General features: G+C 60.9%; 27 protein-coding genes. 15 read left to right on the top strand and 12 right to left on the bottom strand.

The genetic code is table 11. From position 1 onward, the window contains the following. Positions 1–19: 19 nt before the first annotated feature. On the bottom strand, positions 20–226 hold the full coding sequence (locus IG629_RS11585; RefSeq protein WP_193172103.1) for a hypothetical protein: 207 nt from the start codon (positions 224–226) through the stop codon (positions 20–22). A gap of 202 nt (positions 227–428) precedes the next feature. Here IG629_RS11585 and IG629_RS11580 point away from each other — a divergent pair, with 202 nt between their 5' ends. The 6 genes from IG629_RS11580 to IG629_RS11555 all read left to right on the top strand — a co-directional run bounded on the left by IG629_RS11580 (position 429) and on the right by IG629_RS11555 (position 6,390). Next, entirely contained in the window at positions 429–1,265 is an 837-nt protein-coding gene (locus IG629_RS11580) for a nitroreductase family protein (RefSeq protein WP_319025066.1), read from the top strand. 159 nt (positions 1,266–1,424) lie between these two features. Next, positions 1,425–2,678: an amino acid ABC transporter substrate-binding protein gene (locus tag IG629_RS11575; RefSeq protein ID WP_226886624.1), complete on the top strand. Its 1,254-nt coding sequence runs from the start codon at positions 1,425–1,427 to the stop codon at positions 2,676–2,678. A 130-nt stretch (positions 2,679–2,808) separates the two neighbouring features. After that, positions 2,809–3,705, top strand: coding sequence for a branched-chain amino acid ABC transporter permease (locus IG629_RS11570; protein WP_193172101.1), 897 nt, complete (start codon positions 2,809–2,811; stop codon positions 3,703–3,705). Then, entirely contained in the window at positions 3,702–4,760 is a 1,059-nt protein-coding gene (locus IG629_RS11565) for a branched-chain amino acid ABC transporter permease (RefSeq protein WP_193172100.1), read from the top strand. Before IG629_RS11570 ends, IG629_RS11565 begins: the two co-directional genes overlap by 4 nt. Continuing rightward, complete coding sequence (locus IG629_RS11560; protein ID WP_193172099.1) at positions 4,757–5,506, top strand: ABC transporter ATP-binding protein; 750 nt, start codon at positions 4,757–4,759, stop codon at positions 5,504–5,506. The genes IG629_RS11565 and IG629_RS11560 overlap by 4 nt, the downstream gene beginning before the upstream one ends. Next, positions 5,506–6,390 (top strand): ABC transporter ATP-binding protein, encoded by an 885-nt coding sequence (locus tag IG629_RS11555; protein ID WP_193172098.1) that lies wholly within the window; start codon positions 5,506–5,508, stop codon positions 6,388–6,390. Before IG629_RS11560 ends, IG629_RS11555 begins: the two co-directional genes overlap by 1 nt. A gap of 21 nt (positions 6,391–6,411) precedes the next feature. On the opposite strand, the gene IG629_RS11550 is transcribed toward IG629_RS11555, so the two are convergent. From IG629_RS11550 to IG629_RS11540, 3 genes are read right to left on the bottom strand one after another with little or no spacing between them, the layout of a single operon-like run. Next, positions 6,412–6,882, bottom strand: coding sequence for a GFA family protein (locus IG629_RS11550; protein WP_193172097.1), 471 nt, complete (start codon positions 6,880–6,882; stop codon positions 6,412–6,414). A 28-nt stretch (positions 6,883–6,910) separates the two neighbouring features. After that, positions 6,911–7,483, bottom strand: a complete 573-nt coding sequence (rsmD, locus tag IG629_RS11545; RefSeq protein ID WP_193172096.1) for a 16S rRNA (guanine(966)-N(2))-methyltransferase RsmD — start codon at positions 7,481–7,483, stop codon at positions 6,911–6,913. Continuing rightward, the gene (locus IG629_RS11540; RefSeq protein WP_193172095.1) at positions 7,434–8,534 is read right to left on the bottom strand and encodes a pseudouridine synthase; all 1,101 of its coding nucleotides are present in this window, start codon (positions 8,532–8,534) and stop codon (positions 7,434–7,436) included. Before IG629_RS11540 ends, rsmD begins: the two co-directional genes overlap by 50 nt. A gap of 77 nt (positions 8,535–8,611) precedes the next feature. Here IG629_RS11540 and IG629_RS11535 point away from each other — a divergent pair, with 77 nt between their 5' ends. From IG629_RS11535 to IG629_RS11525, 3 genes are all read left to right on the top strand, one after another. Beyond that, the gene (locus tag IG629_RS11535) at positions 8,612–9,067 is read left to right on the top strand and encodes a nucleoside deaminase (protein WP_226886623.1); all 456 of its coding nucleotides are present in this window, start codon (positions 8,612–8,614) and stop codon (positions 9,065–9,067) included. A gap of 9 nt (positions 9,068–9,076) precedes the next feature. Next, positions 9,077–9,805, top strand: coding sequence for a Sir2 family NAD+-dependent deacetylase (gene cobB, locus IG629_RS11530; protein ID WP_193172094.1), 729 nt, complete (start codon positions 9,077–9,079; stop codon positions 9,803–9,805). 65 nt (positions 9,806–9,870) lie between these two features. Continuing rightward, complete coding sequence (locus IG629_RS11525) at positions 9,871–10,524, top strand: hypothetical protein (protein WP_193172093.1); 654 nt, start codon at positions 9,871–9,873, stop codon at positions 10,522–10,524. A gap of 80 nt (positions 10,525–10,604) precedes the next feature. Here the strand turns inward: IG629_RS11525 and IG629_RS11520 are convergent, their stop codons facing one another. Beyond that, the gene (locus IG629_RS11520; protein WP_193172092.1) at positions 10,605–11,366 is read right to left on the bottom strand and encodes an SDR family NAD(P)-dependent oxidoreductase; all 762 of its coding nucleotides are present in this window, start codon (positions 11,364–11,366) and stop codon (positions 10,605–10,607) included. Between the two features lie 138 nt (positions 11,367–11,504). On the opposite strand from IG629_RS11520, the gene IG629_RS11515 reads away from it, so the two are divergent. Then, on the top strand, positions 11,505–12,002 hold the full coding sequence (locus IG629_RS11515) for a DUF3429 domain-containing protein (protein ID WP_193172091.1): 498 nt from the start codon (positions 11,505–11,507) through the stop codon (positions 12,000–12,002). Here the strand turns inward: IG629_RS11515 and IG629_RS11510 are convergent. Continuing rightward, complete coding sequence (locus IG629_RS11510) at positions 11,999–12,970, bottom strand: DMT family transporter (RefSeq protein ID WP_193172090.1); 972 nt, start codon at positions 12,968–12,970, stop codon at positions 11,999–12,001. The two genes, IG629_RS11515 and IG629_RS11510, sit on opposite strands and share 4 nt — an antisense overlap. Before the next feature lie 171 nt (positions 12,971–13,141). Continuing rightward, a complete protein-coding gene (locus IG629_RS11505; protein WP_193172089.1) occupies positions 13,142–13,687 on the bottom strand; it encodes a GNAT family N-acetyltransferase in 546 nt (181 codons plus the stop codon). 191 nt (positions 13,688–13,878) lie between these two features. Between IG629_RS11505 and IG629_RS11500 the strand changes: the two genes are divergently transcribed. The 3 genes from IG629_RS11500 to IG629_RS11490 all read left to right on the top strand — a co-directional run bounded on the left by IG629_RS11500 (position 13,879) and on the right by IG629_RS11490 (position 17,275). Further along, positions 13,879–15,837: an acetoacetate--CoA ligase gene (locus tag IG629_RS11500; RefSeq protein ID WP_193172088.1), complete on the top strand. Its 1,959-nt coding sequence runs from the start codon at positions 13,879–13,881 to the stop codon at positions 15,835–15,837. Positions 15,838–15,946: 109 nt separating this feature from the next. After that, positions 15,947–16,879 carry a diguanylate cyclase gene (locus IG629_RS11495; protein WP_319025067.1) on the top strand — a complete coding sequence of 311 codons (933 nt, stop codon included), beginning with the start codon at positions 15,947–15,949 and terminating at the stop codon, positions 16,877–16,879. Between the two features lie 120 nt (positions 16,880–16,999). After that, positions 17,000–17,275, top strand: a complete 276-nt coding sequence (locus IG629_RS11490) for a hypothetical protein (protein WP_193172086.1) — start codon at positions 17,000–17,002, stop codon at positions 17,273–17,275. Positions 17,276–17,311: 36 nt separating this feature from the next. Here IG629_RS11490 and IG629_RS11485 read toward each other — a convergent pair whose 3' ends face one another. Together IG629_RS11485 and purD are read right to left on the bottom strand one after the other, a co-directional pair. Further along, positions 17,312–19,105 (bottom strand): GGDEF domain-containing protein, encoded by a 1,794-nt coding sequence (locus tag IG629_RS11485; RefSeq protein WP_193172085.1) that lies wholly within the window; start codon positions 19,103–19,105, stop codon positions 17,312–17,314. Positions 19,106–19,247: 142 nt separating this feature from the next. Further along, positions 19,248–20,537, bottom strand: a complete 1,290-nt coding sequence (purD, locus tag IG629_RS11480; RefSeq protein ID WP_193172084.1) for a phosphoribosylamine--glycine ligase — start codon at positions 20,535–20,537, stop codon at positions 19,248–19,250. 51 nt (positions 20,538–20,588) lie between these two features. Here purD and xseA point away from each other — a divergent pair, with 51 nt between their 5' ends. Together xseA and IG629_RS11470 are read left to right on the top strand one after the other, a co-directional pair. Then, positions 20,589–22,190 (top strand): exodeoxyribonuclease VII large subunit, encoded by a 1,602-nt coding sequence (gene xseA, locus IG629_RS11475; RefSeq protein WP_193172083.1) that lies wholly within the window; start codon positions 20,589–20,591, stop codon positions 22,188–22,190. Then, positions 22,187–23,005 (top strand): M23 family metallopeptidase, encoded by an 819-nt coding sequence (locus IG629_RS11470; RefSeq protein ID WP_319025065.1) that lies wholly within the window; start codon positions 22,187–22,189, stop codon positions 23,003–23,005. Before xseA ends, IG629_RS11470 begins: the two co-directional genes overlap by 4 nt. Positions 23,006–23,016: 11 nt before the next feature. On the opposite strand, the gene lpxK is transcribed toward IG629_RS11470, so the two are convergent. From lpxK to IG629_RS11455, 3 genes are read right to left on the bottom strand one after another with little or no spacing between them, the layout of a single operon-like run. After that, positions 23,017–23,994, bottom strand: coding sequence for a tetraacyldisaccharide 4'-kinase (gene lpxK, locus IG629_RS11465; protein WP_193172082.1), 978 nt, complete (start codon positions 23,992–23,994; stop codon positions 23,017–23,019). Beyond that, positions 23,991–25,292 (bottom strand): 3-deoxy-D-manno-octulosonic acid transferase, encoded by a 1,302-nt coding sequence (locus IG629_RS11460; RefSeq protein WP_193172081.1) that lies wholly within the window; start codon positions 25,290–25,292, stop codon positions 23,991–23,993. The genes lpxK and IG629_RS11460 overlap by 4 nt, the downstream gene beginning before the upstream one ends. Then, entirely contained in the window at positions 25,289–26,002 is a 714-nt protein-coding gene (locus tag IG629_RS11455; protein WP_193172080.1) for a lysophospholipid acyltransferase family protein, read from the bottom strand. The genes IG629_RS11460 and IG629_RS11455 overlap by 4 nt, the downstream gene beginning before the upstream one ends. Positions 26,003–26,059: the final 57 nt, after the last annotated feature.

The following is a 26,059-nucleotide window of genomic DNA, read 5'->3' as shown; positions in this document are numbered from 1 at the left end:
AATGGCCGGGCTGGCCGGATCAGGGACGATACGCGTTTCTGAGGACGTAAAAAAGATCGTTGCCGAGAGGGTGTTCCGGACAAGGTCCGTTGCCGCTGACATCAGATGTACCTGTTTCTTCCGTCGCCGGGTCGGCGGGGGGGCCGGGGCTTTCAAGTTCCGTCATTCCGAGGCGCTTGAAAATGGACTGGCGATTTCGGTTCTCGAAATCCGATTTGTCAGACACCGTTTTCCTCCATCAGAGCGGCGCGAACCCGTGATCGGGCGGTCGATTCGTCATGATTCAGCCGGATGAGTCAAGGCGCGGAGAGGTTTTCGTGAACCGTCCCGTGCGACACCGGGAGTTGCATGGTGTTGTCGGGGCGGGAGTTGCGGTCCGGCGCCGGGCCTGCTTACTCTCGGCCCATCCGAAGAGGAGGGATGGGAACGTGAAGAAAACAATCGCCGATTTGATTGAAGACAGGTTCGGCCTGCCGGTCGATGCAGGCCGGGACATGCCGGCCGAGGGCGATCTTGCCCATATTCTCTCTCACCGCTCCCATCGTCGATACAAGCCGGACCCGGTGCCGGACGATCTCCTTGAGGTGCTGTTGGCGGCGGCTTTTTCAGCTCCGGCAAAGTCGGATCTTCAGCAATCCGGAGTGCTGATCGTGCGGGATGCGGAGAAGCGCCGGAAGATCGAGGCGCTGATGCCGGCTATGCCCTGGATCGCGGATGCGCCCGTCTTCATGGTTTTCCTCGCCGATAACAGGCGTATCCGCAAGGTCTCGGAGATGCGCGGCAAGCCCTTTGCCAACGATCACCTGGATTCCGTCCTGAATGCGGCGGTCGATGCCGGACTGGTGCTGATGAATTTCATCCGGGCGGCGGAATCGGCCGGGCTCGGCTGCTGTCCGATCAGTGTTGTCCGGAACCATATCGAGGTGATCTCTGAGCTGCTGGAGTTGCCGGACCACGTTTTTCCGATTTGCGGGTTCTGCCTCGGCTGGCCTGCTGGCGAGGGGCATATCAGCTTACGGTTGCCGCCCTCCGTGTTCGTTCATACGGATCGCTATGACGACAGCCGTCTTGAACAGGAGGTTGCGGAGTATGACGCTCGCCGGAGCGCGCGTTTTCAAATTCCGGATGAAAAACAAAGATCGGTCGATGAATACGGGCTGGCGCAAGAATACGGATGGTCAGAGGACAAAGCGCGTCAAGTTTCGAAACCGGAACGCAAGCAATTGGCCAAATATTTAAAGCGCAAAGGCTTCAATCTTGAGTGAGGCGTGACTTGGCCTTCGCGCATGGCGGAAAAAGGGCTGGCGTTGCCGTGGGGGATTTCCTAACGTTTCACCTAATAGGGAGAGTGCGCCGCTAAAAAAACAAAAATTGCGGTTAGGGCATGTGCCTGCATCCTCCCTAGGACAAGGGAGGAACTTGAAATGCGTTTCCTGAAAATGGATTTGCGTGCCGCTACGGTTGCGGCCGCGCTGACTGTATCGCTCGGCCTTGCCGCTGCTCCGGCAGAAGCCAAGGTTGAAGGCGATACCATCATTCTCGGCTCGGCGATTTCGCTGACCGGCAAATATTCGACAAACGGTATTCACGCCCAGAATGGCTACGAGCTTGGCGTGAAGATGATCAACGATAATGGCGGCGTGAAAGTCGGCGGCAAAAGCTACAAGCTGAAGGTCGTCTACTACGATGACGAGTCCACTCCGGCTCGTGGCGCGCAGCTTGCCGAGCGTCTGATCAATCAGGACGGCGTCAAATATATGCTTGGCCCGTACAGCTCCGGTCTGACCAAGGCGATCGCGCCGGTTACCGAGAAATACAAGATCCCGATGGTCGAGGCTGAAGGCGCATCGCGTTCGCTCTTTACCCAGGGCTATCGCTACCTGTTCGCCGTGCTGTCCACCTCCGAGCAGTACCTCGCGAGTTCAATCGAGCTCGCCGCTGAAATTGCCAAGAAGAACGGCAAGAAGCCTTCCGACGTGAAAGTGGCGATGGCGTTCGAGAATGATCCGTTCTCGCTCGACGTACGGGCCGGTGTGGTCGATGATGCGAAGAGATTCGGCATGAAGATCGTCATCGACGACAAACTGCCGCGCGACCTTTCCGACATGACCTCGACCCTGACCAAGGTAAAGGCGCTGAAGCCGGACCTTCTGGTGATTTCCGGTCACTCCAAGGGGGCGGCTACCGCTGCCCGCCAGATCGCGGAGCTGAAGATCAGCACACCGATGATTGCCATGACCCACTGCGAGGCCGCGAAGGTCATCAGCAAGTTCGGGGCTGGTGCGACAGAGGGTATCCTTTGCCCGACCCAGTGGGCGGAAACGCTGAGCTACAAGGACGATCTGTTTGGCACCGCTGCCGAATATGATGCGCTCTTCAAGAAATCCTTCGAAGGATACAAGAACGTTCCCTATCAGGCCGCTCAGGCAACTGCCGCTGTGATGGTCTGGAAAGATGCGTTCGAACGGGCGAACAGCTTCGATTCCGAAGCACTGCGCGATGCGATCGCTGATACCGACATGGATACCTTCTATGGCGGTATCAAATTCTCGCCGGCCGGCAACAACATCGCCAAGCCGATGGTGCTGCGTCAAATTCAGGACGGCAATCTGAACGTGGTTGCCCCGCTGAAATGGGCGTCTTCGGAAGCTCGCCATCCGCGTCAGCCGAAATACTGATCGCATAACCGAACAGGGAACGGCGGAGGGGCACCGCTCTTCTGCCGTTCTCCTATCCTTTGAAAGCTATTGACTCGCCAAGCCGCGTTTGAGGCTCAGGGCGCGTTTGCGGGAAGGGTTGCGACCTTAAATGTTCGACAATATCTCGATTTTATTCCAGGCGCCGATCTTCGCCGTGGACCTTCTGGTCCAGGGGTTGTTGATCGGGGGGATATTCGTCCTCGCCGCCTATGGACTGGCCCTGGTCTGGGGCGTCATGAACGTGAAGAACCTGGCGCAGGGCGACATGGTGATTCTCGGTGGGTACGTTGCCTATCAATGCACGCTTTGGGGAATACATCCGATTTTGGCCCTGCCAATCGCTTTCGTCGTTCTGTTTGTGCTCGGCTGGGGCGTTTACGCGGCGATCATCCGCCGTGTTGTCGACCGGGATATGTTCACGTCCCTGCTGGCCACGTTCGGGCTCAGCCTGCTGATCCAGCAGGCGCTGAACCTGCGTTTCGGTCCGGAAGTGAAGATCGCGGAAGCCGGTTTCGGCACGTTTGATATCGGAGAGCTCAGCATTCCCGCGATCCGCTTTGTCGGGTTGGGGCTGGCAGCCGTACTGGCGATCTGCATCGTGCTCTTCATGCGTAACTCGCGGATGGGGCAGGCGATCCGGGCAACGTCGCAGGACCCGCGCGCGGCGCGCGTTCTCGGTATCAACACGGATCAGGTCTATGCCTTCACCTATGCGCTCAACGCTGCAATCTGCGGCGCAGCCGGGGTGCTGGTGGCGATGATCTGGAACATCCAGCCCTTCTACGGGCTCGTGCATTCGATCCGGGCCTTCATCATTGTGACAGCGGCCGGGCTTGGAAATCTGCCGGGCGTGATTGTCGCCGGGTTCGGTCTCGGGGTCTGGGAGAATTATTCCGGCTTCATCTTCGGTGCTGAATTCGCGGTCGCGGCCGTGGTCGGCCTGCTCGTCGTCGTGCTCATGGTGCGATTGTTCCAAATGTACCGGTTAAGGCAGGTCGTCCGATGAGCGCTCAGAAACTCGATCTCTCACTCTACGGCGTGCTAATTGCCGCCGGAATTCTGGTGCCGTTGCTGGCGCCGGCCTTCACCAGCCAGATGGCCATTCTCTGGCTCATGGTGCTCATGGCGGTGACCTGGGACATGACCGGCGGGCAGATGGGTTACAACTCTCTCGGCAACATCGCCTTCTTCGGGATCGGCATGTATGCCTCTGCGGTGGTGCAGATCGGTATTGTCTACGATGTTGCGGAGTACACCGCGGCCTTTGGCGCCATCAAGGTGGATTTCACGGTGGAGCAATACTGGACGGGGCTGCTTCTTGGCATAGGTTTCGGCGGTGTCGTGGCGACCGTTTTCGCCCTCATAATCGGTCCATTCATGCTTGGGCTGCGCGGCCCCTATTTTGCCATTGGCACGCTGGGCCTTGCGGTCGCGGTGGCCGAACTGGTCAGCGGTTGGTCCTATGTCGGCGGCGGTAGCGGCATTTCCATGCCAGTCTTCCCGGGCGAGGCGGCCAGCGGCTCACAGGTATTCTATGTGCTGCTGTTCGTGCTCGCCATCCTCGCACATGTCGTAATCCGCGCGATCTACAAGACCCGCTTCGGGCTTGCTATCAATGCGATCCGGGATGACGAGGACAAGGCCGAGGCGATGGGTATCCATACCACCCGCTACAAGGTCACGGCCTGGATGGTCCCGGCCTTCTTTATGGGCATGGCCGGCGCCGTCTTCGGCAATATGTCCGGATTCATCGAGCCTTTGGAGGTGGCCTTCCCGACCGCGACCTTCGGTATCTTCATGGTGGCAATGGCACTGCTCGGCGGTAAGGGAACGGTCTGGGGGCCGGTACTCGGTGCCATCCTGTTCCACATCGTCAAGGAGGTGACCTGGACCCATCTGCTCGGCTGGCAGTGGGTTGCTCTCGGCGCCATCATCATCATCAATATCGTCTATTTCCAACAGGGTATCCTTGGCTGGGCGCAGGATCGCTGGCCATCTCTGTTTGGCGTGACGGTGGATGAGAAAACGACCCGAACGGGCCAGGCGGAGGCAGCGAAATGAGCGGATCGCTAATCGAGGTGCGCGGTGTCTCCAAGAGTTTTGGCGGCGTCGTCGCGAACAAAGAGGTCAGCATTGATGTCGCCGAGGGCGGCATCACCGGGCTTATCGGGCCGAACGGGTCGGGCAAGACCACCCTGTTCAATTCGATTGTTGGCTATCACCCGATCGATGAGGGCTCGATCAAGTTCAAGGGGCAGGAGATATCCAAACTCCGGGTGCCGGACATTGCCCGGCTCGGTCTGCTCCGGACCTTCCAGCAGACCCGGATCTATTCGAAGATGGACTGCATGAAGAACATGCTGATCTCTGTCTCGCACAGGGATGAGGGACTAGGTTCCATGTTCGGCTCCATGCATGACCGGGAAACCGAGGCTTTTGCAGAGGAACTTCTGGAATTCGTCGGGCTCTACCAGAAGCGGTTCCTGATCGCGGGCGAGTTGTCCTTCGGTCAGCAGAAGTTGCTTGAGTTCGCCATGGCGCTGATGAACCGGCCGAAAGTTCTGTTGCTGGACGAGCCGACGGCAGGGATCAACCCGACTCTGATCAACGGCCTGATCGACCGGCTGAAGCGGGCGAACGAACAGTTCGGTATTACCCTCTTCGTCATCGAGCACAATATGCGCGTGATCATGAACCTCGCAGACCGGATCTCCTGTCTTGCCCATGGCGAGTTGCTCGCCACCGGGACGCCGGACGAGGTCCAGAACGACCCGCGGGTGGTCGAAGCCTATCTGGGAGCACACTGATGAGCGACAAGGAAGAAACCGTGAGTGTGACGGTGAGTGAAACGCGCATCAGCGGCTATGGCCGCGGCGGTGTCGAGACAGTCATCTCCGTTGAGGATGTCGTCCGTCAGGTCGAAGCCATTGCCGACGGCCCGGACCAGGCCCGCATCGATGCGTTGGCCGGGCCCGATCCGTATCTTGCCATCGACAAGCTGAAGGCCGGATACGGCAAGATGGAGATCCTGCACGACTTCTCCCTCAAGGTCGGCAAAGGGCAGTCTTGCTGCCTGATCGGACCGAACGGGGCGGGCAAGTCGACCGTGCTGCACTCGATTTTCGGCTTCACCAACATATTCTCCGGCTCCGTCAATGTCGGCGGCCAGGACGTCACTAATTTCTCCTCCAACGAGAAGCTGAAGAATGCGGGCATCGCTTACATCCTTCAGGACAAATCCGTCTTTGGCGGCATGACGGTGGAGGAAAATCTCTGGATGGGCGGATACCTGAAGGAGAAGACCTCGGAAGCCAAGGAAGCGGCGGAGCGGATCTTCGAGAAATACCCGCGCCTTGCCGCCCGCCGGAACCATCAGGCCAAGGTGCTGTCCGGTGGCGAGCGCCGCTTGCTGGAGATCAGCCGGGCGCTTGTCATGGAGCCGGAGGTGTTGCTGGTGGACGAGCCGTCCATCGGTCTTGAGCCGCGCTTCATCGACATGGTGTTCGAGATTCTGGATGACCTGCAGCGGGTCGAGGGTAAGACCATCCTGATGGTGGAGCAGAACGCCAAGAAAGGCCTGGAATTCGCCGATATAGGCTATGTCCTGGTCTCCGGCCAGACGGCCATGGCGGGCACTGGCGAGGAACTGCTGGCGAACCCGGAAGTAGGACGGCTGTTCCTGGGAGGATAACAGGGGGGAGGCTAGCGGCTCCTAGCGTTCCAGCCCAAGCCTCTTGTGCCAGGCTTCGATGCTTTCCTCCGGGTAGGCATCGAAGCACTGGTCCTTAGCGCCTTTTTCCAGAGGCACCCAGTCCGGCTTTGATCCAAGCATCAGATGCGTCAGTTCCGGTGCCGCGGGGAGCGGTGTGTCGATGGCGCCGGCCTGCGGATGTACCAGTTCTGGCCAGCGCGGGTCCCAAAGCCAAAGGGCGGAGCCGCAGCTCTTACAGAAACTGCGCTCAGCCGGGCTTTCACCGCCCTCCATTTTGGCGTGGTATTTCGAGATATTCTCCGCGCCTTCGATCTTCAGGCTTTCGAACTCGCCGGACAGATTAATCGCATAGCCACCGCTGCCCGCCGTCTTCCGGCAAATCGAGCAGTAGCAACGATTGAACGGGGTGGGATGCTTGCTTTCCAGGCTGAAGCGGACGGCGCCGCAATGGCAGGATCCTTCCAGATGCATGGTGCGTTCTCCCCTTGGCGGTGTTTCCTCAGTCAGCGACGCCGGACATGCTCGGGCGCAGGAAGCTGATCTGGGCCTTGCCGTAGCGCCGGTTATCCAGCACTTCCAGCCATTCCGGAACTTCCAGTTCCTCCGATTTCTCGCATTCGACAACGATCAGTGTCTTGCCGTCGAGCCAGCCGCATTTGTGCAGCTGGTCGAGGGCCGGGGCGGCAAGACCGCTATTATAGGGCGGGTCCATCAGGATCAGGCCCGCCGGGCGCGGCGCCTTGCGATGCAGGGAGAGAACGTCGCCTTCGATCACAGTGGTTGCGTCACCGGCCTTCAGGCGGGCGATATTCTCGCGCAGCGCCGCGACGGCCTCCCGGTCACTCTCGATGAAAACCGCTTCCGTCGCGCCGCGCGACAAGGCTTCGAGGCCGAGCGCACCAGTACCGGCGAAAACATCCACGACAAGCGCGTCCGTCAGAACGTCACCCAGCCTGCCGCCCTGAATAACGCCAAACAGCGACTCCCGGGTCCGGTCGGCGGTCGGACGTGTATTCCAGTTCTCAGGGGCGGCGAGTTTGGTTCCGCGATTTTTGCCCGCGACGATCCGCATTTTTGTCTCCTCGAGCCGGGCCTGCCTTGGACGCGTCCCGTTTTATGTTCTGCTTCCCGGCAGCGCCCCGCGTCGAGGGCTTTCGGTCGTCGCCGGTCTTCCCGGGGGTGCCGGATCTAGAGGCTCCAGGCTTTCCGGCGCCGCTAACCTTGACGGCACCGCCCGGCCTTGGAGCACCTCTGGACTTGCCGGCGCCCGAGGGCTTCGCCGTTCCGTCTTTCCCCGCACCGTCTTTCTGCGTGGGGCGGCGCGTGCCCTTGAACGGCGCTTTTTCTTTTGCTTTCGCGGTGCCGGTCTTCTCTTCCTGGATGCCAAGCTGTTCCTTCAGCGTGGCTTGGCGGACTTCCTGAACCTCACCCTCCGGCAGCTCGCCGAGCTGGAACGGGCCGTAGGAAACCCGGATCAGCCGGTTCACCTTGAGGCCGACATGTTCCATCAGCTTGCGGATTTCACGGTTCTTGCCTTCGCGGATGCCGAGGGTGAGCCAGGTATTCGCCTTGCCCTCGATATCGCGCTCGACCGTGACCGCTCCGTATTTGATGCCGTCGACCGTCGGGCCGGACTTCAGCAGGGCAATCGATTTCTCGGTAATGGAGCCATAGACGCGGACCCGGTATTTCCGCAGCCATGCCGTCGAGGGCAGTTCCAGCAGCCGGGACAGCGCGCCGTCATTGGTCAGCAGCAGCAGGCCCTCGGTATCGAAATCGAGGCGGCCGACCGTGACCACGCGCGGCAGATCCGCGGGCAGCCGGTCGAACACGGTTTCCCGGCCTTCCGGATCCTTGTTCGTCGTCACCACGCCGCGCGGCTTGTTGAAGCGCCAGAGGCGGGTGGGTTCGATCACCGGCAGAGGCTTGCCGTCGACCCGTATCCGCGACTCCGCGGTGACGGTGATGGCGGGACTTGTCAGGACTTCCCCGTCCAGCTCGACCCTGCCGTCGGCAATCCACTGTTCCGCCTCGCGGCGTGAGCAGAGCCCGGCGCGGGCAAGCCGCTTGGCGATCCGTTCCGGGCCGCGGTCTTCGGTGAAAATTTCGCTGAAATCACTCATGAAGCAGGTCTTACGCGCGGATGCGTCCGGATGCAAACGGCTTGGATGCAATACCGCTTCCCGCTAGGTATGGAGCTATGAGTACTGAACATCAGACAATTATGGCACGGGCACTGGCCGAAGCGGAAGCGGCCGCAGCGCGGGGCGAGGTTCCGGTGGGTGCGGTGGTCACCGGCCCGGACGGCGCAGTGCTGTCTGCCGCAGGTAACCGGGTGGAAGAGCTGAACGATCCGAGCGCCCATGCAGAGATCCTGGCGATCCGTGCAGCGGCAGCGAAAATCGGCGCGCCGCGTCTGATCGACTGCGATCTGCATGTGACGCTGGAGCCCTGCCCGATGTGCGCAACGGCCATCAGCTTCGCCCGTATTCGCCGCCTGGTCTTCGGCGCCTACGATCCGAAAGGCGGCGGGGTCGAGCATGGTCCCCGGATTTACGGCCAGCCAACCTGCCATCACATGCCGGAGGTGATCGGCGGGGTTGAGGAAAGCCGGGCCGGTGATCTGCTTCGCAAATTTTTCCAGGACCGCCGCTAGGAGCCACCCATGCAGCTCAATCTTTCCCCCGATGCTTCCATCGTCATCCTGACCGGGGCCGGTATCTCCAAGGAATCCGGTCTCGACACGTTCCGGGACGCGGACGGTATCTGGTCGAAGGTCAATCTGGAGGATGTGGCGACGCCGGAGGGCTACCTTAAAAACCCGGTGATGGTGCATGAGTTCTACAACGCCCGCCGCCGTTCCCTGACCGACAGCGATGTAGTGCCGAACGCGGCCCATGCGGCGCTCGCCCGGCTCGAGCGGGACTGGCAGGGGGACGTGCTGCTGGTGACGCAGAATATCGACGATCTGCATGAGCGGGCCGGCTCTTCGAAGCTGCTGCACATGCATGGCGAGATGCTGAAAGCGCGCTGTGAGCGCACCGGCGAGATCTTCGACTGGCGTGAGGACCTGACGCTGGAAAGCCGGAACCCGACCACGAACGAGGCCGGAACACTGCGCCCACATGTCGTCTGGTTCGGCGAGATGCCGCTCTATATGGAAGAGATCACCGAAGCGCTCTCCGACGCCGATCTCTTCATCTCCATCGGCACCTCCGGCAACGTTTATCCGGCAGCGGGTTTCGTCCAGGAAGCCCGCATGCACGGCGCCCACACGATCGAGCTCAATCTCGAGCCGTCAGAAGGCGCCACGTTGTTCGCCGAGAAACGCTACGGTCCGGCAAGTGAGATCGTCCCGGCCTATGTGGAGGAGCTGCTATCAAAAAACCAGTAAACCAAGGGGAAAATTTTCGTATTTTACAGTAATGATGTGTTTTTCATAGGTTCTATGGAGGTGTTATGGAAAAAGAGCAGGTTATAGGTCAAATTTTAGCGGTTCTTGAAAAATGGAACGAAATAAAGCCAAGATTTGAAAGGGGTGATGGGGACATTCCAACTGAAATTGGTGTAATGATTCATAGTGAATTGGCCAATGCAATAAGAAAGATTGCTCCTGTCGGGACTATATATCGTGATAAAGTGGATAAAATTATTCTAGATGATAATTACTGGTCGACAAAAATTTCAGATCTTGCTGGTATTTTGCTGGCGATAAAAAATGAAATAGAATGTGGGTATTTAGATTCTATAGAAGAAAGTATTCACTTAGAAACTTCTGCAAGTTTTATGGATATGGCGCAAAATTTAATGTCTCAAGGATACAAAGATGCTGCAGCTGTTATAATTGGCAGCGTGTTAGAGCAGCATATCAGATCATTGAGTGCGAAAAACTCAATTGAAGTAGAGGTTGACGGTAAATTTCGGAAGGCAGAGGCTCTGAATGCTGATTTGGTAAAAAATAGGGTGATAAATAAGCTTGATCAGAAAAATGTTACTGCATGGTTGGGGTTGCGAAATGAAGCAGCGCATGGGGAATATTCTTCGTATGGTGCTGATCAGGTAAGATTGATGATCGCATCAATTCAAGACTTTGTGACGCGATATCCGGCCTGAAAAAAAACTCACGGAGTTATCCATCATCAGTGGCCCGACTCTTCTGTCGGTCAGGCCACGTCGACCGTTCCATTCAGCGATTACCGCGGCTGCATGCGAATAGCGCCGTCCAGCCGTACGGTCTCACCGTTCAGCATGACATTGTCGATCATCGCCATCGCCAGCTTGGCGTATTCCGCCGGCGTGCCGAAGCGGGACGGGTAGGGCACGGTGGCGGCGAGGCTGTTCTGCACGTCTTCGGGCATGCCGAGCAGCATCGGAGTGCCGAAAAGGCCCGGAGCGATGGTGTTGAAGCGGATGCCTGCCTTGGCGAATTCGCGGGCGCCGACGATGGTCAGCGCATGCACGCCGCCCTTTGATGCGGCATAGGCGCTCTGGCCGATCTGGCCTTCGAAGGCGGCGACGGAGGCGGTGGAGATGACGATGCCGCGCTCTCCGTCCTCCAGCGGGTCCGTGCCCTGCATGTCGGCGGCGGCGAGGCGCATCATGTTGAAGGTGCCGATCAGGTTCACCTCGATCACCTTGCGGAAATTTTCGAGCGGCATCGGGCCGTTGCGGCCGACGATGCGCTCTGCCGGTGCGATACCAGCGCAATTCACCAGGATGCGGGCCGGGCCGTGGGCGTCGCGGGCTTTGGCAATGGCGGCTTCGGCAGAAGCCGCATCGGAAACGTCGCACGGTACGGCGATGCCGCCGATTTCGGCCGCGATTTTCCTGGCGCCCTCTTCATTGACGTCGAACAGTGCAACCTTCGCGCCCGCTGCCGCCAGTACGCGCGCGGTGCCTGCACCCAATCCACTGCCGCCGCCTGTGACGATCGCGGCTTGCCCCTGAACCTGCATGTTCCTGTTTCCTCCGGTGCTTTCGGGTCCGGCCTTTGCCGGCCGGATGCTTGAACGGTATAACGGGGCGCAGTGAAACCGAAAGCCGCCCGCGCGTCCAGCGCGGCAAAGGCCAGTGCGACAAAGGGATCAACCGCGATGCTGCCTTCATTCCAGGACGTACCCCGTCCCGCCCTGATCCTCGGCCTTGGCGGCCTTGTCCCGTTCTACGCGATTTCCCTGCCGATCTGGCTGACGGACCCGCTTTACGGCTATGTGCTGATCGACAGCCTGATCACTTACGGTGCGGCGATCCTGTCCTTCCTCGGTGCTGTGCACTGGGGCGCTGCCATGTGGCAGGGCGAGCTGGAAGAAGCACGGGAAGAGGACGATGAGGAGATGGACCGGGCGGCCTGGGCTCGCTACGGCTGGAGCGTGGTACCGGCCCTGATCGCCTGGATCGGGACCCTGCTGGGGCCGTTCTTTGGTCTGGTGCTGATCACACTCGGCATTGCGTTCGCCTATTTCATCGACGTCCGTGCCTGTAACGCCGGTTTTTTGCCGGAATGGTACGCGAAACTGCGGAAATGGCTGACGATTTTCACGCTGATCGCGCTTGCCAACGCCGGGATCGGCGGAGCGGTCGTACCCTATTAGGTACTTTTTTCCGTTGCGGGCTGTTCCTCTACCAGCACCACCGGATGGTGATCGGTCTTGTTGCGCATCGGCGTCTTGCCGAGTTGCGCCTCGCGGCGGGCGATATAGAGCGTCGAGGTGACGATCAGGGCGGCGCCGGCAAGGGTGTGAATACCGGGCACGTCGGCGAACAGCCAGTAGCCGATGAAGCCGGCGAAGATCAGCCGGGAATAGTCGAAGGGTACGACCGCCGTCGCTTCTCCTACCTTGAAGCCGCGTACAGCGCAGGCCTGACCGGCGGAGCCGAGGGTGCCGACTGCGAGCAGCATGGCCATTTCCGTCCAGGTTGGCTGTTGCCAGACCAGAATGGCCGGGATGGTCATGATCGAGGTCGAGATGATGCCGAAGCTGAACAGGATGGTGAGTGGGGACTCCGTTTCGGCCAGTTTCTTCACGACGACCACGACCAGAGCGACGAAGAACGTGCCGAGCAGGGCGACACCGGCGGCAAAGCCGATCTCGGACGAGCCGGGCCGAACCATGATCAGCACGCCGACGAAACCGACTGCGGTGGCTGACCAGCGCCGCCAGCGGACCTGTTCGTTCAGGAACAGCACGGCGAGCACGATCATGAAAAGCGGTTTGGCGAAGCTGATTGCCGTCGCGTCGGCCAGTGGCATGTGGGTCACGGAATAGAAGCCGCAGGCCATCGCGCCGGCGCCGAGGCAGCCACGCAGAAAATGAGCGAGCGGGCGTTTGGTTCTGAACACGGCAGGCCCGGCCTTGACCATGAAGGGCAGGATCACGGCGAGCCCGAAGGCGCAGCGGAAAAAGGCGATCTGGAAGGTGTCGAGCCGAGCGCCGAGCAGCTTCACTGCCGCCTGCATGATGGAAAAAAGCACGCAGGAGATGACAATCCAGAGCGCACCCTGAGTATTGGGCGACAGGGCGGCCCAGCGGGAAGACAGCGATGTTTCGGCGAATGCCATTGAGACTCTGCAGGCGCTCGATAGCGCCATGTCCATAATCAGCGTAAGAGCGTCAGGATACGCCACGCCGCGTTCTCTACCAGCGCTGATTGCGCATTGCAGCCTTGTCGGTCATGGACGCGGGGTGGTGTGGGGGCTTCCGGATGTTCATGCCCGGTCGCGCATTTTCCGTCAGCGTGTCTCAGCTCCGGCCGGCCATATCATAAGGATATTGCTGGATTTCCAGATCGGCCCGGGATCCCGGAACTCGGCATGCTCCGTGCCTCCGAGGGATTTGTAAAAATGGCGTGCCGCCATGTTATCGCGCACGACGGACAGACCAACTCCTTCGAAGTCGAGCTCTCCCATCTGTTGAAACGCCTGCCGGAGCAGATGCCCGCCGAGGCCCCGGCCGCGCTGGCTGCCGTCGACATAGAGATGCTTGATCTCCCCCCTGTCGCCGAAAATTTTGGATGTTGGCGGCCCGTAGCTGACCAGGCCGACGATCTTTCCATCGGCGAGAGCAATCTGCGTGTTCTTCCGGACATCGGTCGAGGTGAGGGTTTCGATCCAGCCTGGCAGGCGGCGATCTTCATTCAGCACGCGTATCGCTTCTTCCGGCGCCATGTCTTTGTAGGTTTCGCGCCAGATCTTCACGTGGAAATTGGCAATCTCAACGGCCTCCTCTGCGGTGGCCGTCCTGATTTTGATGTCCTCCGGTATTTGTGTTGCTGGCATAGCGTCGGTCCACGAAAAGTGTGTGATGCCCAAGCTAGCCCGGCCCGGAGAGGGGATCACCAGCGCCGATTGCGCATTGCAGCATTGCCGCTGGCACGAGCCGCCGTTATAGGATGAAGCAACAGATAAGACGCCAACCGGGGAATGGCGCGAAGAACAGGGACGCTGGCAAGCAGGGGACGCCGAGAGACATGACGACAGAAATCACACCGCTCTGGAAACCGAGTGCCGAGCGGATCGCAGATGCGAACATCACCCGTTTTATTGATTTCGTGAATCGCGAGCGCAGTGCCGGTCTGACGGATTACGACAGTCTCTACGACTGGTCGGTGACGGAGCTGGAAAGCTTCTGGGACGCTGTCTGGGATTTCACCGGCATCATCGGCGAGAAAGGCGGCACCATCCTGAAGGATGGCGACAAGATGCCGGGCGCCGCTTTCTTCCCCGATGCGAAGGTAAACTTCGCGGAAAACCTGCTGCGCCGGCGCGACAATGCCGACGCCATCGTGTTCTGGGGCGAGGACAAGGTGAAGCGCCGGATGAGCTTCTCCCAGCTTTATGACGAGGTCTCCAAGTTCGCCCAGGCCCTGAAAGCCGAGGGTGTCGGCCCGGGCGACCGGGTCGCGGCTTTCATGCCGAACATGCCGGAGACCATCATCGCCACGCTGGCGACGGCCAGCCTCGGTGCTGTCTGGTCCTCCTGCTCTCCCGATTTTGGCATTCGCGGGGTACTGGACCGGTTCGGCCAGATCGAGCCGACGGTCTTCGTTGCCGTTGAGGGCTACTATTACGGCGGCAAGAGCTTCGACACGCTGGATAAGGTAACAGGCATTCTGGCCGAGCTGCCGACGGTGAAGAAGACGGTCATCGTGCCTTACACCCGCGACGAGCCGCCAATAGGCGAGGTCAAGGGCGCGGTCAGCTATGGGGATTTCACCGGCGTCTATCAGGCGGGCGACATTGCTTTCACCCGTATGGGCTTCAACGAGCCGCTCTATATCATGTTTTCCTCCGGCACCACGGGCGTGCCGAAATGTATCGTGCATGGTATCGGCGGCACGCTGATCCAGCACCTGAAGGAGCATCAGCTTCATAGCGACGTGAAGAAGGATGACCGGGTCTTCTATTTCACCACTTGCGGCTGGATGATGTGGAACTGGCTGATCAGCGGCCTCGCGTCGGAGGCGACGCTGCTGCTCTATGACGGCAATCCGTTCCATCCGGACGGCAATATCCTGTTCGACTATGCCGATGCGGAGAAGATGACCCTGTTCGGCACCTCGGCGAAATATATCGATGCCTTGAACAAGGGCGGGTTGCAGCCGAAGGACACGCACGATCTCTCGACCGTCCGGGCGATGACCTCGACCGGCTCGCCGCTGGTGCCGGAAGGCTTCGATTATGTCTACCGGTCGATCAAGTCCGATATCCAGCTCTCCTCGATTTCGGGCGGCACGGATATTGTTTCCTGCTTCGTGCTCGGCAATCCGGTCGGCCCGGTCTGGCGCGGCGAGATCCAGACGCGCGGTCTCGGCCTCGCAGTCAATGTGTTCGACGATGACGGCAAGCCGGTGGTCGGAGAGAAGGGCGAGCTGGTCTGCACCCGTCCGTTCCCCTGCATGCCGATCATGTTCTGGAACGATGAGGACGGCTCCAAGTACCGGGGCGCCTATTTCGAGAGCTACGACAATATCTGGTGCCACGGCGATTATGTGGAACTGACAACGCGCGGCGGCATGGTGATCTATGGCCGCTCCGATGCGGTGCTCAATCCGGGCGGTGTGCGCATCGGCACGGCGGAGATCTACCGTCAGGTCGAGAAGCTGCCGGAAGTCCTGGAAGGGCTCGTTATCGGGCAGGACTGGGACGACGATGTCCGCGTTGTGTTGTTCATCCGTATGGCCGAGGGAGTCACGCTGGATGATGCGCTGACCAAGAAGATCAAGGACACGGTGCGCAAGGGCGCGTCCCCGCGCCACGTGCCGGCCAAGATCATCGCCGTCGCCGATATCCCGCGCACCAAGAGCGGCAAAATCGTCGAGCTGGCCGTGCGTAACGTGGTGCATGGCCGTCCGGTGAAGAATGTCGAGGCGCTGGCCAACCCGGAAGCGCTGAGCCTGTTCGAAAATCGCCCGGAGCTGGTTGACTGAGCGTCAGTTCGGCCAGTGAAATCGCTCATTGAGCTTGGTTGCGCGCGGCAGAGCCGATAGGCTCTGACCGGGGCATGGGGTCGGCAGACCATAACAAGGGAACAGGACGATCTCGGCTCAGGATAATTCCGCGCAACAGCAGGCGCCGGACTCCGCACTGTCCCGGCGACAGCTTGAGGAGATCGTGCGTGAGCTTGAGGCCGCCGTCGAGGAGACGCGGCAATGGCTCGCGCTCTTTCACCGGGCTTTGGTCTGCCGGTTGAGACCCGATCCGGAAGTGGTGACGGAGGATGCGCACCGGATGAGCCGCTTCGGCCGCTGGTACTCCACAAACCGGGACGACGACATCTTCTCTCAGCCCGCTTTTGCCATGCTCGTTGACATGCATCAGGGGCTTTACGCACATGCCGCGATCCTCGCGGTGCGGGGATGGAAAGAAGACAAGATCCCGGCCGAGGAATATGACGCGCTGCTGCACAAGATCGACAGTTTCAACGAACAGGCAGGACGCATGGCCCGGGCATTCCGGGCGGCGCTTTCCGATCTCGATCCGCTGACCGGCACCAATACCCGCAGCACAATGGAGCGGGAGCTGATGCGCGAGCAGCAGCGGATGCGCCGTAGCGGGCGTCCCTGTTCCATTGCCATTGCCGATATCGACAAGTTCAAGTCGGTCAACGATACCTATGGGCATCAGGCTGGCGACCGGGTCCTTGCCCGCGTGACACGGATCATTGAGGACACGCTCAGGCCGTACGATTCGATTTATCGGTTCGGCGGTGAGGAATTCCTGATCTGCCTGCCGGATTCGGGACCGGAAGATGCGCGCCGGGTCCTCGACCGGGTTCGCAATACGATCTCCGAAACACCGATCTCGATCGATACCGGTGACCCGCTTTCCATCACCGTGTCGTTCGGCGTGGCGCAACTCGTGCCCCGGCGCAGTCTGAAGGACATCATGGAGCGCGCCGACCGGGCGCTGTATGAGGCCAAGAACGGGGGGCGAAACCAGGTGGTGGTCTGGACCGCCGAGCTCGTCTGACTGCGGCGCAGTGTATTCCCGGGCAAAAGGGGAATGAGATTGCCGCATCATGCGTGCAGGGTATGATGGCGCGCTTGTATCTTTAATAAAATGTTTGAACGGCTTTAAGGGGAAACCACCGTGGCAATTGACAAGGGCAGAGCCGCTGAACTGGACCATATGGTCCGCAAGATGGGCGGTATTATCTCGGTGTTTGAAATCCGTTCCGACCCGGTTGGAAATCCGCGCTTCAGCGCTTTTCGCGTCCTGATGGATATCTTCCATTCAATGTGCGAGCGCTCCCTCAAGGAGCAGAAAGACTTCGTCGACGAGATGGTCGAGCTCACCGAAGAGGAGACCGAGGAGCTCAAAGTCGCATTCGAGAAAGTCTACGGAAAGCCGCCGAGCAGCCTTTGACGTCAAAGGCCACGGGGCTCGCTCGATAGAGCCGGTCTACTGAATATGGTGGAAGGCGAAGCCGCCTTCCTCCTTTGCCCGTTTCTTCAGATCCGCGAATGTCGTCAGAACGGTTTCCAGATCCGACTGATGTTCGCCGGGATCGATCGCCAGCATGGCGGCGCTGCAGGTCAGCAGCGGATAGGATCGCAGATTGCCATCCCGGCCGCGCGCTTCGATAGAGCCGCGCTCGCGGGCTTCCTTGTCGTAGAAACTTTCCACATCCATGGCGAATTGCCTGCGGGCCTCGTAGGCCAGGCGACTGACCTCGGACGCCGGCAGGCCGCGGGCGCCGACGAAGAAATCGTCGCCACCGATATGCCCGAGGAAGAATTCCTGGCCGGTGAAGACCTGTCGCATGTTTTCCGCGAAGAGCAGCAGTGCGCGGTCGCCCTGACGGAAGCCATAGGTGTCGTTGAACGGCTTGAAATTATCGAAATCGAAATGTATCAGCGCCCGGGTTTCATCGTCCTCTGCCAGCGCATCGGCGATGAAGTCCGAGATGGCGGTGTTGCCGGGCAGCTTTGTCAGCGGATTCATCTCACGCGCGGTGATCAGGTTCTTCTCGTTCAGCACCCGCAGGAGGGATGAATTGTCCAGGAAGCCGGCATAGCGCGCATTCTCGACGATGATCACCCCGTTCAGCGTGTCATTGTGGCTGTAGATCTGCAGAATGCGCTCTGCCTGGGTATGAATATCCGCGACGGGGCAGGGACGGACGAAATCGCCGAGGCGCTTGCCGAAGCTGCGGTTCACGATCAGATCCTTGCCATAGGGCGAGAAGGCATAGGCCTTGAGATCGGCGTCTCGGACGATGCCGAGCGGTCGCTGATTGGCATCGAGGATCGGAAACAGGCGGGCGCTTTCATTTGTGCGGAAAGCGTCGAAAACGTCCTGCATCGGTGTTTCGATATTGAGGGTCGGCACATCGACGATCTGTTCGCGTAGAAGATGCTGGTCCGATGTCCTGGAGCGCCGGTCGCGCCGCCGGGCCGATATCAGGCTTTCGTAGCTTCGGCTGAGGCTTTCATGGTCCAGCGTCGGGCGGGCAACGAGATAGCCCTGCACCATGTCGAAACCGAGTTCACGGCAACTGGAGAGATCCTCGTCCGTTTCTACCCCCTCGGCGATGGTCTGGATGCCGAGCACCTCGAACATGTCGATCAGGCTGGAAACGAACAGCTTCTTCTTCGGATCTCGGGCGACATTGTTGATGAAGTAACGGTCGAACTTCACATATTCGGCATGTTCTTCATGCAGCAGACGGAGCCGGGCATAGCCTTCGCCGAAATCGTCCAGCGCAATCTGGATACCCCTGTCCCGGGCACTGCGCAGGGCCTTGGTGGCCGCGCTGTCCTGCGAGATGTCCGATTTCTCGGAGACTTCCAGGCAAAGCTGCGTGCTGGAGAGGCCGAGATCGGCCATGGCATTCAGCGTCTTTGGAATGTTACGGCCAAGCTCCGGCAGACTGCGGGCATCGATATTGAAGAAAAGATGCAGCCCTTCGGCGCAGGAAAGATTTGTGAAATCCGTGAGAGCTTTGGTCAGTAATTGTGATTCAAGCTCTTCCACGACCCCGTTTTCGGCTGCCAGGTCGAATAGCTGGGCGATGCTTTTGAATCCAAGCGTGTCCGTGCCGCGCAGCAGGGCTTCGAAGCCATGGGTCAGGCCGGTGTCGAGATGTACGATTGGCTGAAACGCATGTCCGACCCCGCGAATGATGTCTTCTACTGGCGGGAAGGTTTCAAAAGTCTCCACGTCGGTTGCAGGCGCGGCAACTGCTGAGTTCATATCAAGCACTAAAATTCGCCCTAAGAACCTAAGAAGCGGATGTTACTGCGCTTTCTATTTCATTCCGAGAGTTTTTAAATCCTTTTGTGTGTGAAAGTTAAATGAATGAAATTTAAGAATTCATTCTGTTTTTTAGAAAATTTTACTTATTCTGACTGCTTGATTCCCGGGCAACGGCACGCCAGCCGATGTCGTTCCGGTAAAAACCATTCGACCATTTGATGGCTTTGACCGTCTCGTAAGCGCGGCTCTGGGCGGCGGTGACGCTTTCCCCCAGCGCAGTCACCACAAGCACCCGCCCGCCGGTGGCAAGCAGCACGCCCTTTTCCGTGCGGGCCGTGCCTGCATGGAAGGTGGCTACGGTGTCGCTGTCCGGTGCGAGTTCGGCAATCAGCGTGCCTTTCTCGTAGGAATTGGGATAACCCTTCGAGGCGAGCACGACGCAAAGCGCGCTTTCCGGGCGCCAGCGCAGGGTGATCTGGTCGAGCTGACCGTCCGCAGAGGCGATCAGCGCAGGCAGGATGTCGCTCATCAGGCGCATCATCAGCGCTTCGCATTCGGGATCGCCGAAGCGGACATTGTGTTCGATAAGCTTGGGGCCGTCCTGTGTGATCATCAAACCGGCGAACAGCACGCCCTTGAAGGGCATGCCCTCGGCCGCCATGCCGTCCACCGTCGGCTGGACGATTTCGTCCATCACCCGCTGGACCATGGCGTCATCCATCACCGGGGCTGGCGAATAGGCACCCATACCGCCCGTGTTAGGCCCTGTATCGCCATCGCCGACCGCCTTGTGGTCCTGGGCAGTGGCCAGCGGCAACGCGGTCTTGCCATCGCAGAGGGCGAAGAAGCTGGCTTCCTCGCCGATCAGGCATTCCTCGATCACCACCTCTTCACCTGCCGCACCGAAGGCCTTGTCGGACATGGCGTCTTCAAGTGCGGAGATCGCTTCATTGACAGTCTGGGCGACGGTCACGCCCTTGCCGGCGGCAAGCCCGTCCGCTTTCACAACGATGGGGGCGCCCATTTTCGTGACGTAGTCCTTCGCGGCTTCCAGATCGGTGAAGCGGGCGTAGGCGGCGGTCGGGATGTTGTGCCGGTCGCAGATCCCCTTGGTGAAGGCCTTAGAGCCTTCGAGTTGGGCCGCGGCCGCGCTCGGGCCGAAGGCCTTGATGCCGGCCTCGTCCAGCTTGTCGACCAGACCGGCGACCAGCGGCGCTTCCGGGCCGACGACAACGAAGTCGACGGCGTTCTCTTTAGCGAAAGCGACCACACCGTCGACATCCTCGGCTTTCACCTCGACGCATTCGGCAACAGTGGCGATCCCGGCATTACCCGGCGCGCAATAAAGCTGATCGCAGAGGGGAGAGGCCGAAATGGCCCAGCACAAGGCATGTTCCCGCGCACCCGATCCGACGACCAATATCTTCATTTTCCTGTTCCCATGCTTTCACTCGGCGGCCTTGTAGCATAAATTCCCCACATGCAAGACGACAGCGCGCCGCCGCTCGGCAATATTCCCGAATTCTCCGTCAGCGAGATATCCCAGCAGGTCAAACGGACCGTCGAAGGGGCATTCGAACATGTCCGCGTCCGGGGTGAGATCTCCCGCCCGACACGCGCCGGTTCAGGCCACCTTTACCTGACCCTGAAGGACGAGAAGTCGGTGCTCGACGCGATCTGCTGGCGCGGCGCGGCGCAGCGGCTCTCGATCCAGCCGGAAGAAGGCATGGAGGTGATTTGCACCGGCAAGCTCACCACCTTCCCCGGCCGCTCCAAGTACCAGATGGTGATCGAGCAGATGGAACTGGCGGGCGAAGGCGCGCTGCTCAAGCTGCTGGAAGACCGGCGCAAGAAACTGGCTGCCGAAGGCCTGTTCGATGCCGCCCGCAAGCGCCCGCTGCCGTTTCTGCCGAAGGTTATCGGTGTGGTTACCTCGCCGACCGGCGCGGTAATCCGGGATATCCTGCACAGGCTGTCCGACCGGTTCCCGAGCCATGTGCTGGTCTGGCCGGTGCTGGTGCAGGGTGAGACGGCAAAGGATCAGGTCGCGGCCGCGATCGAGGGCTTCAACCGGATGGCGCCGGACGGTGCCGTGCCGCGCCCGGACTTGCTGATCGTCGCTCGTGGCGGCGGCAGCCTCGAGGATCTCTGGGCCTTCAACGAGGAAATTGTGGTCCGCGCCGCCGCTGCGAGCGAGATCCCGCTGATCTCCGCCGTCGGGCATGAGACAGACACCACTCTGATCGATTTCGCCTCCGACCGCCGGGCGCCAACCCCGACGGCAGCTGCCGAGATGGCAGTACCGGTACGGGCCGATTTGCTGGCGACGCTGATGCAGGACGAGGCGCGGCTGTTCAACGGGCTGCGCCGTAAATTCGCCGAATCGGAAACCCGACTTACCGGCCTTGCGCGCGGGCTCGGCGATCCACGCTCGATCATCGAGACGAAGGCGCAGACCGTCGATTATCGCTGGCAGGCCGCGGGTGCGGCGGCGGAACGCAGGCTTTCCCGGGCGAATGACCGGATGCGCGATCTCGCCTCGAAGATTCCGGACCCGCAGGCCGAACTCAACCGTATGGAAAGCCGCTTCAAGGTAGCGGAACAGCGCTGGGCATCCTCGATTCGCAGGGTTGGAGAGGTCGCGGTCAGCAAGCTCGGTGCGGTCGCCGGACGCTTGCGGCTTGAGCCCATCGCCGAGCGGACGGCGCGTGCTGATCGTGATCTTGGCCGGCTCGGAAGCCAGTTTGAACAGGCCTTTGCGCGGGTTGTTGACCTGCAGGGAAAACGGCTGGATGCGGCGGGCCGCCTGCTGGAAAGCAATTCCTACGAGCAGACCCTGAAGCGCGGTTTCGCGCTGGTCCGGGATGCGGATGGCGCGCCGGTCACGCGCGCCGAGGCGCTATCGGAAGGTGATGGGGTTTCCATCCATTTTGGCGACGGCGCGCGCGATGCGGTGATCGGGGGAGTATCTGCTTCGGTTGCCGGCAGTGGGAATAAGGTGGCGGAAAGTCCGGTCGAGCCGAAACCCGCGCCTAAGCCGAAACCGAAGAAACCCGACCCGGCTCAGGGGAGTCTGCTGTGATCCGCCTTCTGCTTGTTGCCATGTTGGCTTTGCTGGCACGCCCGGCAGATGCCGTGACGCTGGAGATGAATGGCGCCTTCACCCAGGGCGGGATCATCATGGGGCGTACCGATCCAGGCGTTAAACTGGCCCTCGACGGCCGCCCCGTGCGGGTCAGTGCCGAGGGGGTGTTCGTGCTCGGTTTCGGGCGCGATGCGGAGCCGGATGCAATGCTGGTCGCCACGGCACCGGACGGATCGGAAGAGCGCAAGGCCCTGAAGGTTGCCAAGCGGAGCTACAATATCCAGCGGATTGACGGTCTGCCGCAGAAATATGTCGAGCCAAAGCCCGAAGTCCTGGCCCGCATCCGCCGCGAGAATGCAGGGATCAAGAAGGTGCGGGAGATCGACACGGACCGTCCCTACTTCGCCGAAGGCTTTATCTGGCCGGCGAAAGGCAGAATTTCCGGAGTCTATGGCAGCCAGCGGGTCTTGAACGGTGTTCCGAAGCGACCGCATTTCGGCGTCGATGTCGCCGGGCCGGTGGGCTCGCCTGTGGTCGCGCCTGCGGGAGGGATCGTCCGGTTGGCGGAGAAGGATCTCTATTATACCGGCGGCACGGTGATCATCGATCACGGGCACGGGCTCAGCTCGGCCTTCCTGCATATGCAGACGGTGACAGCGAAAGTCGGCGAGGAAGTGAAGCGCGGCGCGAAAATCGGCACTATCGGGGCGACCGGCCGGGCCACAGGGCCGCATCTGGATTGGCGGATCAACTGGTTCGATGTCCGGGTCGATGCGGCCGTCCTGGTGCCGCCACTACCCCCGAAAAACTAGGCGCCGAAGAACTAGCCGCCGGGTGCGGCGATCCTGTCCAGCAAGGTCTCGATACCGGCCGGGTCTTCCCAGACAAGTTCCACATCGACCCGACGGATCAAAAGCCGCAGCTCTTCCGGCAACCGGACATGATCCTTGGATGTGGTTAGCAGCAGGGCGTCTTCCTGCTCGGCTCTGGCGATCAGGTCGATCAGATCTTCCCCTCGATAGGGTTCGTGATCGCCGAAGGACCGGGTTTCGATCAGCTCGACACCGAGCGTCCGCAACGTGTCGAAAAACTTCTCTGGACGTCCGATCCCGGCAATAGCGATGGCCTTTTCGCCCCGCAAGCCCGCGCTCGCGCGGGTTGGGGTCAGATGACCGCGAAAAACCGGGAGCGTTTCACTGAGCACGTCTTCCAGACCGCCGGGGTCGTCTCCCAGCAGCATGACGGCATCGGCCCGGGCCAGCCCATGCGATACCGGTTCACGCAACGGCCCGGACGGAATGACATGACCGTTTCCAAAGCCGTAGCCGCCATCCACCACCAGCACGGACATGGTCTTGGCGAGGGCCGGGTTCTGGAAGCCGTCATCGAGCAGGATGATGTCGGCGCCGGCATCCGCTGCCACCCGGGCGCCTGCCGCCCGGTCGCGGGCGATCCAGGTCGGCGCCGCTTCGGCCAGCAGTAACGGTTCGTCGCCGACATCGCTGGCACTGTGCCTGTCCGGTAGAACCTGTAGCGGCCCGGTCTCTTTCCCGCCATAGCCCCGGCTGAGAAAGGCGACTTTCAGGCCACGCCGGACCAAGGCCCGACCGAGCGCCAGCGCAACAGGCGTTTTCCCTGCTCCGCCTGCAATGAGGTTGCCCACGCAGAGCACGGGAACGGAGGCATGGTATGGGCTTGTCGTCGCGGCGCGAAGACATGCTCCGGCCCAGTAGAGCCAGGAGGCAGGTGTCAGAAGCGCCGGAAGCAGGCCCGCGCGCTGCCAGAATGCTGGCGCTTTCACGATGACGGCCCGCCTCGGCCTGCACCGGGGACACCATGCCGGTTGACAATGTCCAAGACGCGTTCGGCCATGTCTTCCGCGATTCTTGACTGGCCGCGGGCAAAGGCCAGTGCCGCGCCGGTCATGGCGCTGCGCTCCTTGCTGTCGTTCGTCAGCGCGACAATCCGGTCGCCGAGTACAATGCCGTCCGCAACCTCTTCCGCAACCCCCGCCGCGATCATGTCGGCGGCAATATCGGCATTCTTTGCCATCAGCGGGCCGAACAGGACCGGTTTCCCGAAATGGGCGGGTTCCAACGGGTTATGTCCGCCCACGGGCACGAATGATCCGGCAACGAAGACCGTATCGGCGAGCGAGAACAGGGTGCCCATCTCGCCCATCGTGTCCGCGACATAAATCTCGGTTGCCGCATCCGGCAGAGCACCCGTCGACCGCCGGGCCGCCGTGAGGCCTGTATCCGCCGCCATACGCTTGATTGCGGGGCCCCGGTTCGGGTGGCGCGGTGCGATCACTGTCAGCAGGCCGGGAATCCTGTCCGCGGCATGGCGGTGAGCTGTCAGTATTGCAGCCTCCTCGCCATCATGGGTGCTGGCGGCAAGGAAGACCGGCCGGGTCCCGGTGGCGTGTTTCAGTTCCACCAGTTTTACCTCATCGACCGCAAGCGGGCCGGCCGCACGCTTCAGGTTCCCGATACAGGCGACCGGAGCGTGGGTCAGGCTTTCGAATCCCCTCTTCTGGGCTTCGTTGCTGGCCAGGATCAGGGCGAAATCCTCAAACAGGCGCCCGGTCAGAAAACCCAGACGCCGCCAACGCGCGAAGGAGCTCTCCGACATGCGGGCGTTGGCGAGGATCAGGGGGATATCGCGCGCCCGGGTCTCAAGGACAAGATTCGGCCAGAGATCGGACTCAACGAATATGGCGGTGGATGGGGCCCAGTGATCGAGAAAGCGCGCAATCCAGCGCGGCTGATCGACCGGTACGAACTGGTGAATTGCCCGTTCCGGCAGGCGCCCGGCCATCAGGTCGGCGGAGGTCCGTGTTCCGCTGGTCAGCAGCACCTGCAGCTCCGGGTCGCGGGTCAGCAAGCAGTCTATCAGTGCCAGTGCCGTCTGACATTCGCCAACACTGGCACCGTGTACCCAGAAGACCCGGCCAGCCGGGCGCGGGCGCGTGGTCTCGCCCCGGCGCTCGCCGATACGCTCGGGGTCTTCCTTGCCGCGCGCGAGGCGTTTTTCCAGCAGCCGGTCGAGTAGTGGGCTGGCGAGACGCATGGCGACGTTATAGAGGCGGAAGATCATGAGGCTTCCGGCGCTGGATCGGCGGGCGCGATCGGGTCCGTTCCGAGAGCGGCGTCTGCTTCGGCGCAAAGCTGGTTCAGACGCTTTTCAAGTTCGAGGCGCAGGGCTTCCATCTGGGCTTCGTCCGCATCCCGGGGCACATGGATAGGGTCACCCCAGATATAAACGCCGCGGGCGAAGGGCAGTGCGAGAATGAATCGGTCCCAACTCCGCAATACCTTGCGGCGGGAGACGTTCCAGGTCACGGGATAGATCGGGGCGCCACTCATCCGGGCGAGTGCGATGACGCCGCCGGAGGCCCGCATGCGCGGCCCGCGCGGCCCATCGGGCGTGACGCCGACGCTGGTGCCGCTTTGCAATGCCCGCAGCATGCCGCGCAAAGCCTGCGCACCGCCCTTGCCCTTGCCGGCCGAGCCGACAATATCCTGGATGCCGAGATGCTCGATGGTGCGTGCGATCAGGCGACCGTCCGGGTGCTTTGATTGCAGCATGGCGAACGGCCGGTCGCTGTTCCAGATCTCCGTCATCAGCATGATGCGATTATGCCAGAAGGCGCCGATCATCGGCTTTTCGCTCCGGAAGATCGTGTCCGCGATTTCGGGGTTAATGATCTGCCAACGGATGGTGCGCGCGAGGCCCCGGATGAAGGTGGCCAACAGGCGGCTTGCGACCTCGCGGCCGGTATCCGTGCGCAACAGACGTTTCAGCATGCTTTCCGTTCGAGCTTTGGGGCCGAATCGGCCGCTTTTCACGATAACGGGAATGCA

The sequence above is a fragment of the Nisaea nitritireducens genome, assembly GCF_014904795.1.
Lineage (GTDB): Bacteria > Pseudomonadota > Alphaproteobacteria > Thalassobaculales > Thalassobaculaceae > Nisaea > Nisaea nitritireducens.
Note: the sequence above shows the minus strand (reverse complement) of the source record. Positions and strands in the feature narration are given on the sequence as shown.

What these genes read in the sequence shown, in the direction of transcription:
- IG629_RS11575 (WP_226886624.1), top strand. Translation starts at nt 1,425, where the DNA reads ATGCGTTTCCTGAAAATGGATTTGCGTGCCGCTACGGTTGCGGCCGCG.
- IG629_RS11570 (WP_193172101.1), top strand. Translation starts at nt 2,809, where the DNA reads ATGTTCGACAATATCTCGATTTTATTCCAGGCGCCGATCTTCGCCGTG.
- IG629_RS11565 (WP_193172100.1), top strand. Translation starts at nt 3,702, where the DNA reads ATGAGCGCTCAGAAACTCGATCTCTCACTCTACGGCGTGCTAATTGCC.
- IG629_RS11560 (WP_193172099.1), top strand. Translation starts at nt 4,757, where the DNA reads ATGAGCGGATCGCTAATCGAGGTGCGCGGTGTCTCCAAGAGTTTTGGC.
- IG629_RS11555 (WP_193172098.1), top strand. Translation starts at nt 5,506, where the DNA reads ATGAGCGACAAGGAAGAAACCGTGAGTGTGACGGTGAGTGAAACGCGC.
- IG629_RS11550 (WP_193172097.1), bottom strand. Translation starts at nt 6,882, where the DNA reads ATGCATCTGGAAGGATCCTGCCATTGCGGCGCCGTCCGCTTCAGCCTG.
- rsmD (WP_193172096.1), bottom strand. Translation starts at nt 7,483, where the DNA reads ATGCGGATCGTCGCGGGCAAAAATCGCGGAACCAAACTCGCCGCCCCT.
- IG629_RS11540 (WP_193172095.1), bottom strand. Translation starts at nt 8,534, where the DNA reads ATGAGTGATTTCAGCGAAATTTTCACCGAAGACCGCGGCCCGGAACGG.
- IG629_RS11535 (WP_226886623.1), top strand. Translation starts at nt 8,612, where the DNA reads ATGAGTACTGAACATCAGACAATTATGGCACGGGCACTGGCCGAAGCG.
- cobB (WP_193172094.1), top strand. Translation starts at nt 9,077, where the DNA reads ATGCAGCTCAATCTTTCCCCCGATGCTTCCATCGTCATCCTGACCGGG.
- IG629_RS11525 (WP_193172093.1), top strand. Translation starts at nt 9,871, where the DNA reads ATGGAAAAAGAGCAGGTTATAGGTCAAATTTTAGCGGTTCTTGAAAAA.
- IG629_RS11520 (WP_193172092.1), bottom strand. Translation starts at nt 11,366, where the DNA reads ATGCAGGTTCAGGGGCAAGCCGCGATCGTCACAGGCGGCGGCAGTGGA.
- IG629_RS11515 (WP_193172091.1), top strand. Translation starts at nt 11,505, where the DNA reads ATGCTGCCTTCATTCCAGGACGTACCCCGTCCCGCCCTGATCCTCGGC.
- IG629_RS11510 (WP_193172090.1), bottom strand. Translation starts at nt 12,970, where the DNA reads ATGGCATTCGCCGAAACATCGCTGTCTTCCCGCTGGGCCGCCCTGTCG.
- IG629_RS11505 (WP_193172089.1), bottom strand. Translation starts at nt 13,687, where the DNA reads ATGCCAGCAACACAAATACCGGAGGACATCAAAATCAGGACGGCCACC.
- IG629_RS11500 (WP_193172088.1), top strand. Translation starts at nt 13,879, where the DNA reads ATGACGACAGAAATCACACCGCTCTGGAAACCGAGTGCCGAGCGGATC.
- IG629_RS11485 (WP_193172085.1), bottom strand. Translation starts at nt 19,105, where the DNA reads ATGAACTCAGCAGTTGCCGCGCCTGCAACCGACGTGGAGACTTTTGAA.
- purD (WP_193172084.1), bottom strand. Translation starts at nt 20,537, where the DNA reads ATGAAGATATTGGTCGTCGGATCGGGTGCGCGGGAACATGCCTTGTGC.
- xseA (WP_193172083.1), top strand. Translation starts at nt 20,589, where the DNA reads ATGCAAGACGACAGCGCGCCGCCGCTCGGCAATATTCCCGAATTCTCC.
- IG629_RS11460 (WP_193172081.1), bottom strand. Translation starts at nt 25,292, where the DNA reads ATGATCTTCCGCCTCTATAACGTCGCCATGCGTCTCGCCAGCCCACTA.
- IG629_RS11455 (WP_193172080.1), bottom strand. Translation starts at nt 26,002, where the DNA reads ATGCTGAAACGTCTGTTGCGCACGGATACCGGCCGCGAGGTCGCAAGC.